Source organism: Haloarcula sp. CGMCC 1.2071, from assembly GCF_037078445.1.
GTDB lineage: Archaea > Halobacteriota > Halobacteria > Halobacteriales > Haloarculaceae > Haloarcula > Haloarcula amylolytica.
Map to the genome: position 1 here is coordinate 290616 of NZ_JAYMGY010000003.1, position 12322 is coordinate 302937.

A 12322-nucleotide genomic window follows, 5' to 3' on the forward strand; every position below is an offset into this window, starting at 1 on the left:
GGTAGCCTCTTGTCGAACGCCCGCTACCGACCGGGCATGGACATCACGATTGCCGAATCGACGGTCGAGGGGACGGCGCAAGCGCCGCCGTCGAAGAGCTACACGCACCGGGCGGTGCTGGCCGCGGGCTACGCCGACGGCGCGGTCGTCCACGACCCGCTCGTGAGCGCAGACACGAAAGCCACGATGCGCGCCGTCGAGGCCTACGGCGGCAGCGTCTCGCTCGCTGAAGACGAATCGACGGTCGAAGTCACGGGCTTCGACGGCCGGCCGGGGACGCCGGACGACGTTATCGACTGTGCCAACAGCGGGACGACGATGCGGCTGGTCACCGCCACAGCCGCGCTGCAGGACAATCTCGCGGTGCTAACTGGCGACGGCTCACTCCGGTCGCGCCCCCAGGGGCCGCTGCTCGATGCCATCGGACAACTGAACGGCGACGCCGAATCGACTCGCCGGAACGGCCAGGCCCCGCTCGTGGTCGGCAGCGGCGTCGACGGCGGCGCGGTCGAAATCCCCGGCGACGTCTCCTCGCAGTACATCACCGCGCTCCTGATGGCCGGCGCTGTCTCGCCGGAGGGCATCGACATCGACCTGACGACGGAACTGAAATCGTCGCCGTACGTCGACATCACGCTTGAGGTGCTGGCGGACTTCGGCGTCGACGCCGAGAAGACAGATAACGGGTTCACCGTCGAGGGCGGTCAGTCCTACACGCCAGCGGGCGGCGACTACAACGTCCCCGGGGACTTCTCGTCGATGAGTTACCTGCTCGCGGCCGGCGCACTCGCCGCCGAGGACGGCCTGCGCGTCACGTCGGCGTTCCCCAGCGCTCAGGGCGACGCCGCCATCGTCGACATCCTTGACCGGATGGGAGCCGACCTCGACTGGGACGAGGACAAGGGCGAAATCACCGTCTCACAGTCAGATCTGACTGGTATCGAGGTCGGTGTCGAAGACACGCCTGACCTCCTGCCGACCATCGCGACGCTGGGGGCCGCCGCCGACGGCGTCACCCGGATCACCGACGCCGAGCACGTCCGGTACAAAGAGACCGACCGCGTGAGCGCGATGGCCGAGGAACTCACGAAGATGGGCGCAGAGGTCGAGGAGCACCAAGACGAACTGTTCGTCTACGGCGCTGACAGCGACCTCGTCGGCACGACCGTCGAAGGTCGCGCGGACCACCGTATCATCATGTCGCTGGCCGTCGCCGGCCTCGTCGCCGACGGCGAGACGACAGTGACCGGGGCGGAACACGTCGACGTGTCCTTCCCGGACTTCTTCGACGTACTCGATTCGCTCGGCGCGGCCGTCGAGCGGTAGATAGCGGGGATACCGACGCTATCGTCGCCTATAGCGGGACAAGCACCGGCCACATCTACAAGGTTCAAATGCCCCCAACCCCGACACCACTGTAATGAACGGCAACGAGTTCGGTCGTCTGTTCCGCATGACGACCTACGGCGAGTCCCACGGGGAGGCGATGGGCTGTACCGTCTCCGGCGTCCCGGCGGGTGTCGAACTCTCAGAGGAAGAGATACAGAAAGACCTCGACCGGCGCAAGCCCGGCCAGTCGATGATCACCACCTCCCGGGGCGAACCGGATAAGGTGACGATCAACTCCGGGATTCAGGACGGCTACACGACGGGCACGCCCATCGGGATGGTCATCCAGAACAAGGACGCCCGCTCGGGCAAGTACGAGCCGTTCATCACGGCTCCGCGGCCGTCCCACGGCGACTACACCTACTCCGCGAAGTTCGGGACCCGGAACTGGGGCGGCGGCGGCCGCTCCTCCGCTCGCGAGACGGTCAACTGGGTCGCCGCCGGCGGCGTCGCCAAGCAGGTCCTCGAACAGTCCGACTACGACGTCCAGATCAAGGCCCACGTCTGTCAGATCGGTGATGTCGAATCGGGGCCGGTCACCTTCGAGGACATGCTCGAACACAGCGAGGAAAACGAAGTCCGCTGTGCCGACCCCGACGCGGCCGAGGAGATGCGCGACCTGGCCGACAAGCACCAGAAGGAGGGCGACTCCATCGGCGGCGCGATTTACTTCGAATGTCGCGGCGTCCCGTCCGGCCTCGGCGCGCCACGGTTCGATAGCTTCCCGTCCCGCCTCGGCCAGGCAATGTACTCGATTCCGGCGGTCAACGACTTCGAGTACGGCATCGGCCGTGAAGCCCGGACGACCAAGGGCAGTGAGTACACGGAGAACTGGGAGTTTAGTGAGGACGGCCACCCGACGCCGGTGGGCAACGACCACGGCGGCATCCAGGGCGGCATCACGACCGGCCAGCCTATCTACGGTGAAGTGTCGTGGCACGCGCCGGTGTCGATTCCCAAGTCCCAGAAGACGGTCGACTGGGAGACGGGCGAAGGCAAGGAAATTACCGTCACCGGTCGCCACGATCCGGTCCTGCCGCCGCGGGCGGTCCCAGTAGTCGAGGCCATGCTGGCCTGTACGGTCCTCGACTTCATGCTGCTCGGCGGCCGCATCAACCCCGACCGGCTCGACGACCGCCCGGGCGAGTACGACACCAACTACCACCCGTCCAGCCCGCAGAACGACCCCGAGGACGCGGACACCCACGCGAAAACCATCGACGACGAGTAAGATGGACGCACAACAGGAGTCCAAGTCGAACCCGTTCGGGATGGACGAGGCGTGCCAGAACTGCCCCGCGCTGTGTGAGACGCGCGAGAACGTCGTCCACGGCTACGGCGACGTGGGCGCCGAGTTCATCGTCCTCGGCGACTCGCCCGCAGTCGGCGCTGACGAGTCCGGTATCCCCTTTACCGGCGAGCAAGAGCGCGAACTGCTCGACATCCTCGCCGCGGTCGACATGTGCTCGGACCCGAACGCCGACAGGCCGCAGCTACAGAACACCTTCCTGACGTACGTGACCCGCTGTCGCCATCCCGACAGGGCGGCGACCGACGAGGAGGTCGTCAACTGCGAGCCGTATCTCAACAGCGAGATACGGATGATAAACCCCGAAATCCTGCTGCCGGTCGGACAGCGCCCGCTCGAAGAGTTGGCCTTCGAGTACACGACGATGAGTGAGGACGAACTCGATATCGAGGACCGGCACGCGACGACGATCCGCGGCCGCGGGTTCGAGATCCTCCCGATGATTCCGCCGAGTGAACAGACCGACGAGGAACGGACAGCGTTTCTGGAACACTTCAGCGAGACGCTCGGACAGGATTACCGGCAGACAAAGGGCCGGCGCGGACGGTAGTCAGGTATCAGACTTGACCTCGCTCTCAGTGGTCTGGAGCAACTCTTCCGGGCTCGACACTGTCCCGTACTCCGTCGCTGCCTGTAGCCGGTTTTCGGCGTCGTGGCGGTACTGGCTCGCCTGTGTCGATTCACCCTGTTCGCTGGCGTAAGTCATGCCGCTGAGCCACTCGGCGGCCTGCCAGAGACAGGTCGCTTTCTTGCGCGCCCGTTCCGCTAACTCGGTCAGCGAGTCGTCGTCCGCTTCGCGAACAGTCGTCGTGAACTCCTCGACGCTTTCCTCGAAGTCCGACGCGGCACTGTCGAACCCACCGCGAGCGAGCGCCATCTCCCCGTCTTCGACGGTCGCCAGCGCGTCGGATAGCTGCCGGCGCGCTTCGCGATACCGCGTGTAGCCGATATGGTACGCCCGCTGTGCCGCCGCAGTCCCGGACAACGTGGCTTCGCGTTCGCAGTCGCGGCATACGATCTTGGGTCGTGGCTCCCCGAGAACCCGGTACTCCGACCCACATCCGTCACATCTGTAGGTCTGGGATTGCTCCATATAGTTTCTCTTAGTTATCAAATACTGCTCACATCTTATAATTGTTCTGTAGCTGCGTCGGAACACAAGCGACTAATCACAGTCGGGCCGAGAAGACAGTATGACTACGGTAACTGTACTGGCTGATCCGCCAGTCGAAGGGGTCGTGTTACAGGACCTGGCGGGCGACCTCTTGGACGACGCCGAGGCGGCTGGACTGTACGAGGCAATGCTGCTTGACGTCTGTCGTGCGGTGGAGATCAGCGGGGCCGAACTGTTGGTGAACTACCGTCCCTCGGAGCAGGTCCCAGACGGCGTAGACCCCGAGACTGCGGTGCGAGAGCCAGTGACAGAGGCCCTCGAATCGCCAGGCAACGCCCGGTTCGAGGTACAGGTCGGCTCGACGTTCGCCGGTCGGGTCGGGAACACTGTCACACACCTCCTCGACCGGGAAGACGTCGCAACCGTCGCCGCCGTCGAACCGACAGCGGCACTGTTGAACCGCCAACTCATCGACAGCGCGGCGATGAAACTCCGATCCAGCGGCGTGGTACTCGGCCCTGCTGAGGGCGGCCGTGTCTACTACGCGGGTTTCGGCGAGCCGATAGATTTCGAGGACAGCTACGCCACCCCAGCGGTCGAAACCATCGGCGAGCGCGCCGCGGATGCCGGCCTCGACGTGGACTTTCTCCCGTCGACGCCGGTCCTCGAAACGCAATCGGATCTCAAAACGATGGTTCCGCTGCTACGCGCCCGGAACCGAGCTGGTCGGGTCGTACCGGAACGGACGATGACGTTCCTCGATGACCTCGGAATCCGTGTTGTCGACGACGAGGGCGAGCCGACCGTGGTCCGAGAGACCGACAGGTCTTAGAAGGCCCACGCAGTATGCCCGACTGCGGTGGGATGGCAGAGCGGCCTATTGCGCCTGCCTTGAAAGCAGGTATCCTCACGGATTCCTGGGTTCAAATCCCAGTCCCACCGTATTTTGCCACGAACAAACCGTGAGTGGCAAGTACACCAGCTGAGATTTGAAGCCGACGAGTCGCAGCGCACACAGTGAGTGCGACCGTCTTGCTCTGGTTCGAATGCAACTACAGCAACGTTCGGTCCAGTCCGAGAGCCTACAGAAGAGGTGGACAGAATTCGCTGCCTTCCGATGTGTAGGCACAGTTTACCGAATCGAAGCAATCGGGCGGTTTTATGTCGATGGTCTGGATTATATTTGCGTAATGGTACGTGAAGATAGGTCCCCAAAGCAGCATCTTCCGGGTCTCCTAATCGTCTGTGTCGTCTCTCTCCTCCTCGCAGCCACGGTAGCGGGCCCCGCTGTTGCTGAACCGAGTCTGTTCGTGTCCGGCGCGTCGAAAGACGCGAACACGATACTGGCCGGTGAATCGGTAAACGTCACGGCAACGGTCCAGAACACCGGCAGCTCGGGCGGCGCGTTGAGCATTGAGTACGTAGTAAACGGCACAACCAGAGCAACCGATCGAGTGGTCGTCGACGCCGACTCGTCGGTCGAGCGGACGCAGGCACTGGAGTTTGATACCCCTGGAACGTACAGAATAAAAGTCAAAAGCCCAGGGAAATCAGCTGGTCGAGTCAAGGTTAAGCCGGCACTAGTCGAGACAACGCGTACGGACTCGACTACGCGGCAGCTCAAGATACGCGGTGGGACAGTCCCGACGAACGAACCCTACGAACTGAACGTATCGGAACAAACGAACCGATCCTTTGCCGTCCAGTCCTGGACAGTCAACGCATCACGGCAGGCATTCACGCAGGACGTGACCGAGTACACTGATCCCAGCGCGGCAGACCTTGCGGTACCGTCCGGTGACGACGCATCGGTGTTCGGTGTGGTGACTGTCGGGTCGTCGGACGGCGTCGAGCCGTCGTCGATGCAGTTCGCGCTGGACCGCTCAACACTCCAGTCAGCCGGAATAACACCACAGGATGTCCGCGTGTATCATCGCGTCAACGGATCCTGGAAAGCCGCCGAAACGACCGTCGCCACGGAGCAGCCCGACCGTATTGTTTACGAGGCGGATACCGTAGGGGCGACGGCCTACGCCATCGGGAAAATTGAGCCGTCGTTCTCCGTCACGCGAACGTCAGTCGTCAGCGAACAGGCGACAGACGGATATCGGGTCAGCGTCAGAGGAACTGTCGAAAACGCCGGCAGTGCCCCAGGCACGTACGACGCGCAGATGCGGGTAGACGACGAGGTCGTCAACCAGACCTCGGTGACTGTGCCGGCAGACACCGAACAGACAGTGACGCTGTCGACGGTCGTGACGACGCCGGGGACGTTCCAGATCGGCTTCAACGACGTCAACGCCGGTGAAATCAAAGTAACCGAGAGCCAACTCCAGACCGACGAGAACGGCGGTGCCGAGCCGAAGACGGAGCCGACTGGAACGGAGCCAGCAGTCCAGACCGAACCCGCGGGTGACGGTGACGGCGGACTCGGGCCGCTCCCGGCGACGGTCATGGGCATCAGTACAGTGCTGGTCATCGGCGGACTTCTCGGTGCGTTACTCCTGTTCGGCGTCGTCATTGCGCTCCTCCGACGGGGTGGCAGCCGGAACGACAGCGGCTTCGAACTGTAGGCGGGGAGAGAAACCCTTTTTGTGCCAGTGTCCAGAGAATCGCGTATGGATTGGCCACACGATCCGGACGGTGAGGAAGGAAGCGAGGGCCGGCGCAAGTACGGCCACGCTGTGCTGGCGAAGAAAGTCGACGAGGACGAGGACTTCCCACTGACTGCCGAGGAATACGTCGAACAGTACGGGGACCACCCGGTTCGGATCGACTACGAGACGGTCGTCAGCGTGGCGGACATCTTCGAGTACGTCGATCAGGAGGAGTTCGAGGACTTCCCGGACTTTCACAAATCTCTCGGGCGCGCGCTGCGCGAGGCGGACTGGTGGCCGTACAGACTCGAACAGGCCTGACTGTGTGGAGTGTGTGGGCACGACACATACTTGTGGGAGGCCGGTGTAGCGTCGCGTATGGCGACGACATCTTCAAGCGGCGACCGCACCGAGCAGGGACTCCCCGAGGAGGTTGTTGCCGATCTGTTGTCGGACGACACTCGCCGTCGCGCGCTCTCGATACTGGCAGACCGCGGTGAACCGGTGGTCGTCGCAGACCTCGCGGCGGCGGTTCTGGCGGCCCAGCGTGACATCGAGCCAGCGGCAGTCCCTGACGCTGACAGGGACGAACTCACCGAGGAACTGTTCATCGAGCACCTCCCGAAACTAACGGCAACGGACGTCGTCGCGTACGATTCGATGATCGGGACCGTCGAGATACAGCGCCCCGACGCGGTGCCGACTGACCCCCGTTGAATCGGCTCGCATGTCCGGAGTCCGACACCGGCCGGACCGGCCTTCAGTCCACTCTGCCGGTTAATTTCGACAGAGCAATACCCGTTGCTTCTAAACGAACGATGGACAGTGACCAACACCCAGATCACCCATATACAGATTGATAACTACGGGCCGTGGACTGTGACACCTGAGCCCCGCCGTGAAGTCGACTTGCAGACGCTCCAGTCCCGGTTGTACGCTGACCTCGCACAGTTGTTCGGGAACCGCGACGGCTACATCTTCTTCTCGCGGTTCGACAACATGATCGCCGTGACGAACGGACTGGACGAGGCGGCACACGCACTCATTCAGGAGTCCGTCGGCAATCGCTACCCGGTGACGATGAGCCTCTCGGTCGCGACGGGAACGACACCCGTCTCGGCGCTGGGAACGGCGACAGAGCAGCTACAGGAGGCCGGTAGCGCACAGGACAAGGGCCGGCGAGAAGTGCTACGCGGCCAGACGATCGGCGAGGAGTTCCGGAAGCCCACAGACGTGCAACTCGCGCATTTCGATGTCGACGACGCCACCGAGAAGTACACCGACCAGCTCAACGAGTTCGACACGTTCATCCAGATTGAGCAGGGGTACGCGGCGCTCATGAAGTATATGCGCGAAGCCCACGACTCGTTGTCGTTTTTCGTCGGCGGTGACAACGTCATCGCGGTCTGTCCGGACCTGGACGAGGCAGACTACCACGATGCAATCAACCACGTCCGTGACGCGGTCGACGTAGAGTTGAAAGTCGGTGTCGGACGCGGGCGGACGGCAGCTACGGCCGGGATGGACGCCAAGCACGCGTTAGAGACCTGTCGGGCGACTGGCGAGGCCGTTAGCATCGAAACCGAGACAACCGAGTAAGTTGTGAACCACGCGATATAAACGTAGTGGAGGTATCTTTTAGACCGGTCGTGTGGTACTTAGGCACATGAACGGTGAGGTCACTGTGCGGGAGGTTATGAACAGAGAGTACGTCGGCGCAAGCGAGTCCGACGACCTCCTCGAAACGACGGAGTTGCTGATCCGAGAGGACCAGCATCCGATTCTCGTGTTACGGGGGAACGAACCGGTCGGCGTCGCGACGGACAGGGACGTGCTGGCGTACATCGTCGACGGCGGCGACCCGGGGACTGCCACCGTCGGCGACGTGATGCGTGAATCCATTCCGACAATCGGACCCGATGCTGGACTCCCGGCGGCCCGGGACCGAATGGCGACACGGTCCGCCGAATTTCTCCTGGTAACGGCCGACGGAGAGCCTCTCGGAACGCTGACCGAGCACGACATCCTCTCGACTGCGAGGTTAGAGAGCGAGTCGACGGAGGTCGCCGAGCAACCCTCGACGGTTGCGACGACCGGGCAGGAAGCCACCACCGACGGGATGCAGTCCGCCGCCGAGGATTCGTTCGATAATCAGGGCATCTGTTCCGCCTGTAGCACGTTTACACGGGACCTGGCGTCGTTCAACGGGCAACTCCTCTGTGCGGACTGTCGTGACGTCTGACCCACGCCAGCCGGTCCCACCTCTCACAGCGGACGGATACGGCGGCGTAGCCGAACTGTTTTGACCGTACGACACGGAGTAGCACCGTGGAAATCGCCACCGCCTCGATGGACGACGTGGACACCATCGTCGACCTGTGGGTCCGACTGGCGGAGAGCCAACGTACCCACGGCTCACATCTGTTCGGGGACCGGAACCGGACCGCGGTCCGGGAGACTGTCGTACAGCGCGTTGTCGCCGAGAACGTCCGTATCGCCCGTATAAACCGGCAGATCGTCGGGTTCGTCATGGTGACCATCGACAGCGGCCGGTACGAACAAGACGAGACGCGGGGTATCATCGAGAACATCTTCGTGGAACCGGTCCACAGGAGTCAGGGAGTCGGTAGCGAACTGCTCGATACGGCGGAGGAGCTACTTCGCGAGGCCGGTGCGGAGATCCTCGCGCTGGAGGTGATGGCGGACAACGAATCCGCCCGACAGTTCTACCGAGCACACGGCTACGCACCACACCGAATCGAGCTCGAAAAGCCGACCGAAAACGATACTCTCTAAACGGTCCCCACACAACGCAGGTATACAACCGCGCCAGGGGAGCTTGGGTGGTCCAAGCACTCGACTTGTAATCGAGAGTTCGTGGGTTCAAATCCCACCCCTGGCTTTAGGTTTTTACCACTGGAAAGCGTACGGTAGCCCATGAGTGAATCCAAAGGAGAACTCCCGGACAACGACGAAGAGTGGCGCGAAATTCTCTCCGACGAGGAGTACCGAATCCTCCGCGAGTCCGGAACAGAGCCGCGGTTCAGCAGCGACCTCATCGACGTAGAAGACGAGGGCGTGTTCACCTGTGCCGGCTGTGGGACGGAACTGTTCGATAGCGACAGGAAGTTCGAATCGGAGACCGGCTGGCCGAGCTTCTGGGACGTGTATCAGGAAGGCAACGTCGAGACACAGGCAGACAACAGCCACGGGATGGAGCGAACGGAAGTCGTCTGTGCCGAGTGTGGCGGTCATCTGGGCCACGTATTCGACGACGGACCGGAGCCGAGCGGGAAGCGGTACTGCATCAACGGCGCGGCGCTCGACTTCGAGTCGGAGTAGCGACCACCGGAACCCTTTTTTCCGTCATTGAAGTTGATACGGCTAGACGTGACTGAACACGGGACCGACGAGGCGGACGGCGAGGGGGCCGGGGTACCGGTCGACGAGTCGCTGGTGGACGAGCCACCGACCGCCACTGCCGAGCAGCCACAGCCGGAGAGTCACCTGCTAGCCGAGAGCCTCCGAACGTTTCCGTGGCTCCGGGCTGCCGGCGTCGCCGCCGGGACGCTGGCTGTCGAGTATCTGCTCGTCACGCTGCTGTTTCTCGTCGGCCCGCCGGAGGTCGGCCTGCAGGAGCTGTCGGACCGGCTGGTCCAGTACGGGTTCGTGCTGTACAACGCCCATCATGTGCCGACACTGGTGACTGCGACAGGTGCCGAGGTGTACGGCTCGGCCGCGCGGAACGTCCTGTACGGTGTTGAGAACGCGAGCATCCCCCCTATCGTCTATTTCCTGATACCTATCGTCTCGCTGCTCACCGTCGGCGCACTGTTCGAACGCTACCGCGGCGATTCCCGGTCAGACAGCCTGCTCGAAGAGGCAGCGCTCGTCGGAACCGGCATCGGATTTGGCTACGTCGTCACTGGGTTTATCGGGAGCTTCGTGTTCGTCCGGACAGTTATGTTCGACGGCGGGGGCGAGGGACAGGCCGCACCAGCGGTGCTGTGGCTCCTGATTCTGATGTTCTTCCTCCCATTGCTATTTGCGAGCCTCGGCGCGGCCGCCCGCTACCTCTACACCGACTGGGCTTCGGGCGCGTAGGTCGTCTCGATAAATTCGAGGATGCGCTCGGACTCTGCCATCGTGACGCCGCGGTCGTCGTCGACCAGCACCGGGACGCCCCGCTGGCCGGAGACCCGCTTCACTTCGTCACGTTCTGAGTGCAGCGCCTCGACCCAGACGCTGTCGTAGTCGATCCCGAGTTCGTCCAGTCGGTCGGCGACTTTCTCGCAGTACGGACAGCCGTCGAGCTGGTAGAGCGTCAGGCTCATACTGAGCGGTACGGACGCCGCCCTCAAGGTGGTTGTGCTCGAAAAAACGCGACAGCCGATCTGGCGTTACTCGTACAGCCAGGGCGCGTCGATCTGGTCCCAGTCGACGAGTTCGTCCTCGTCGAAGAACAGCTCGATTTCGCGCTCGTTTGCGCCCTCGTCCTCGTGGTCGGAGCCGTGGATGACGTTCCGACCGAGGTCGAGCCCGTAGTCACCGCGGATGGTGCCGGGAGCCGATTCGGCGGGGTCGGTCTCGCCCATCATGGTGCGGACCTGCCGGGTCGCGTCCTGGCCCTCCCAGACCATCGCAAATACGGGTCCGGAGGTGATGAAGTCGACGAGTCCGTCGAAGAACGGCTTGTCCTCGTGCTCGCCGTAGTGCTCCTCGGCGAGCTCCTGGTCGATCTGCATGAACTTGCCACCGACCATCTTCAGGCCGCGGTCCTCGAAGCGGGAGACGATGTCCCCGATGAGACCGCGCTGGACGCCGTCAGGCTTGACCATCACGAACGTACGCTCGTGTTCGGACATCAGGCCTCGGCCTCCTCGGCTTCTTCGTCCTCGACGTCTTCGTCAGCGTCCTCGTCGGCGTCGGCCTCGTCCGCAGCCGCTTCCTCGGCGTCTGCTTCGGCCTCGTCAGCGTCAGCTGCCGGTTCTGCGTCCGCCTCTTCGGCTTCGTCCTCGACCGCTTCCTCGACCTCACCGGCCTCGCCGCGGGCGGTGTCGGTCCATTCGAGGTTGCGGGCCTCGCGGCCCAGGTCGGCGTTGTTCTCGCACTTCGAGGAACAGAAGTGCGTGGTCGCACCGTCCTTGTGGACGAACATCGTCCCCGTGCCGGGTTCGATGTCCGTGCCGCAGTAGTCACATTCGCGTGTCCGGGGCATGGTTACTGCCCTCCGATGGTGTCGGCCTCGCGAGCCGTCTCGCGGAGCTGGAGCACGTCACCTTCGCGGACCGGGCCGAGAACGTTGCGCGTGATGATGCGCCCCTGGTTCTCGCCTTCGCGGATGCGGCACTTGACCTGCATGGCCTCGCCGTGCATCCCCGTCCGGCCCACGACTTCGATAACCTCGGCGGGCGTGGAACCGCTGCTTTCGGATTCCTCAGCGCTCATCCGAGGTCACCTCACCGAAGCTCCTCGACCTTGTCGGCGATGTCCTCGACATCGGCGTCAGCCTCACCGGCGTCGGTGACGGCTGCGGCGGCCGAGCCGACTTCGAGCCCGGCGGCGTGACCGAGGTCGTCCTGCTGCTCGACGAAGATGAAGGGAACGCCCTTCTCGTCGGCAAGCTCCGGAATGTGCATGACGATTTCCTCGGGCTGGACGTCTTCGGCGACGAAGACGAGCTCAGCGGAGCCGCGCTCGATGGCTTTTGTCGTTTCGTTTGTACCCTTCTTTACCGCGCCTGTGTCCCGGGCGACCTCGAGCGCCTCAAGGGCGTCGTCTTCGAGGTCCGCGGGAACGTCGAAATCTACGTATACTGGCATTTGTATGTTCACCTCCTGCGCGCGAGCTCAGGCTCCCCCGCCGTGTCCGGGCCGCGAGGCCCGTCACACCGTGATGGTGTGTATCCTGAAA

At 63.3% G+C, this 12322-nt stretch carries 18 protein-coding genes and 2 tRNA genes; 14 read left to right on the forward strand and 6 right to left on the reverse strand.

The window, feature by feature from the left end; genetic code table 11:
• Positions 1-36: 36 nt before the first annotated feature.
• The 3 genes from aroA to VI234_RS08810 all read left to right on the forward strand — a co-directional run bounded on the left by aroA (position 37) and on the right by VI234_RS08810 (position 3248).
• Positions 37-1326, forward strand: coding sequence for a 3-phosphoshikimate 1-carboxyvinyltransferase (gene aroA / locus VI234_RS08800; RefSeq protein ID WP_336329775.1), 1290 nt, complete (start codon positions 37-39; stop codon positions 1324-1326).
• 94 nt (positions 1327-1420) lie between these two features.
• Positions 1421-2620 carry a chorismate synthase gene (gene aroC, locus VI234_RS08805; RefSeq protein WP_336329776.1) on the forward strand — a complete coding sequence of 400 codons (1200 nt, stop codon included), beginning with the start codon at positions 1421-1423 and terminating at the stop codon, positions 2618-2620.
• Between the two features lies 1 nt (position 2621).
• On the forward strand, positions 2622-3248 hold the full coding sequence (locus tag VI234_RS08810) for a uracil-DNA glycosylase (protein WP_008310294.1): 627 nt from the start codon (positions 2622-2624) through the stop codon (positions 3246-3248).
• On the opposite strand, the gene VI234_RS08815 is transcribed toward VI234_RS08810, so the two are convergent.
• Positions 3249-3791: a hypothetical protein gene (locus tag VI234_RS08815; protein WP_008310295.1), complete on the reverse strand. Its 543-nt coding sequence runs from the start codon at positions 3789-3791 to the stop codon at positions 3249-3251.
• A gap of 100 nt (positions 3792-3891) precedes the next feature.
• Between VI234_RS08815 and VI234_RS08820 the strand changes: the two genes are divergently transcribed.
• From VI234_RS08820 to VI234_RS08870, 11 genes are all read left to right on the forward strand, one after another.
• Positions 3892-4644: a hypothetical protein gene (locus tag VI234_RS08820; protein ID WP_008310297.1), complete on the forward strand. Its 753-nt coding sequence runs from the start codon at positions 3892-3894 to the stop codon at positions 4642-4644.
• 26 nt (positions 4645-4670) lie between these two features.
• Positions 4671-4754: transfer RNA gene (locus VI234_RS08825), tRNA-Ser, on the forward strand.
• A 368-nt stretch (positions 4755-5122) separates the two neighbouring features.
• Positions 5123-6385: a PGF-pre-PGF domain-containing protein gene (locus VI234_RS08830; protein ID WP_336329921.1), complete on the forward strand. Its 1263-nt coding sequence runs from the start codon at positions 5123-5125 to the stop codon at positions 6383-6385.
• 45 nt (positions 6386-6430) lie between these two features.
• A complete protein-coding gene (locus VI234_RS08835) occupies positions 6431-6730 on the forward strand; it encodes a DUF5785 family protein (RefSeq protein ID WP_004593490.1) in 300 nt (99 codons plus the stop codon).
• A 57-nt stretch (positions 6731-6787) separates the two neighbouring features.
• Positions 6788-7126 (forward strand): DUF7344 domain-containing protein, encoded by a 339-nt coding sequence (locus tag VI234_RS08840; protein WP_008310303.1) that lies wholly within the window; start codon positions 6788-6790, stop codon positions 7124-7126.
• Between the two features lie 108 nt (positions 7127-7234).
• Positions 7235-8008, forward strand: coding sequence for a GTP cyclohydrolase III (locus VI234_RS08845; RefSeq protein ID WP_049942942.1), 774 nt, complete (start codon positions 7235-7237; stop codon positions 8006-8008).
• A 67-nt stretch (positions 8009-8075) separates the two neighbouring features.
• Positions 8076-8651 carry a CBS domain-containing protein gene (locus tag VI234_RS08850; RefSeq protein WP_336329777.1) on the forward strand — a complete coding sequence of 192 codons (576 nt, stop codon included), beginning with the start codon at positions 8076-8078 and terminating at the stop codon, positions 8649-8651.
• A gap of 86 nt (positions 8652-8737) precedes the next feature.
• Positions 8738-9205 (forward strand): GNAT family N-acetyltransferase, encoded by a 468-nt coding sequence (locus VI234_RS08855; protein ID WP_008310309.1) that lies wholly within the window; start codon positions 8738-8740, stop codon positions 9203-9205.
• A 32-nt stretch (positions 9206-9237) separates the two neighbouring features.
• Positions 9238-9311 (forward strand) — tRNA-Thr (locus tag VI234_RS08860).
• A gap of 35 nt (positions 9312-9346) precedes the next feature.
• Positions 9347-9751, forward strand: a complete 405-nt coding sequence (gene msrB / locus VI234_RS08865) for a peptide-methionine (R)-S-oxide reductase MsrB (RefSeq protein WP_008310311.1) — start codon at positions 9347-9349, stop codon at positions 9749-9751.
• 48 nt (positions 9752-9799) lie between these two features.
• Complete coding sequence (locus VI234_RS08870; protein ID WP_008310313.1) at positions 9800-10513, forward strand: hypothetical protein; 714 nt, start codon at positions 9800-9802, stop codon at positions 10511-10513.
• On the opposite strand, the gene VI234_RS08875 is transcribed toward VI234_RS08870, so the two are convergent.
• The 5 genes from VI234_RS08875 to rpl7ae form a co-directional block, all read right to left on the reverse strand.
• Positions 10486-10743, reverse strand: coding sequence for a glutaredoxin family protein (locus VI234_RS08875; protein ID WP_008310315.1), 258 nt, complete (start codon positions 10741-10743; stop codon positions 10486-10488). The genes VI234_RS08870 and VI234_RS08875 overlap by 28 nt on opposite strands.
• A 66-nt stretch (positions 10744-10809) precedes the next feature.
• Positions 10810-11274: a nucleoside-diphosphate kinase gene (gene ndk / locus VI234_RS08880; RefSeq protein WP_008310318.1), complete on the reverse strand. Its 465-nt coding sequence runs from the start codon at positions 11272-11274 to the stop codon at positions 10810-10812.
• A complete protein-coding gene (locus VI234_RS08885) occupies positions 11274-11627 on the reverse strand; it encodes a 50S ribosomal protein L24e (protein WP_008310320.1) in 354 nt (117 codons plus the stop codon). Before VI234_RS08885 ends, ndk begins: the two co-directional genes overlap by 1 nt.
• A 2-nt stretch (positions 11628-11629) precedes the next feature.
• Positions 11630-11857: a 30S ribosomal protein S28e gene (locus tag VI234_RS08890; protein ID WP_004516764.1), complete on the reverse strand. Its 228-nt coding sequence runs from the start codon at positions 11855-11857 to the stop codon at positions 11630-11632.
• Positions 11858-11868: 11 nt separating this feature from the next.
• Positions 11869-12231 (reverse strand): 50S ribosomal protein L7Ae, encoded by a 363-nt coding sequence (gene rpl7ae / locus VI234_RS08895; RefSeq protein ID WP_004516765.1) that lies wholly within the window; start codon positions 12229-12231, stop codon positions 11869-11871.
• Between the last annotated feature and the right edge of the window lie 91 nt (positions 12232-12322).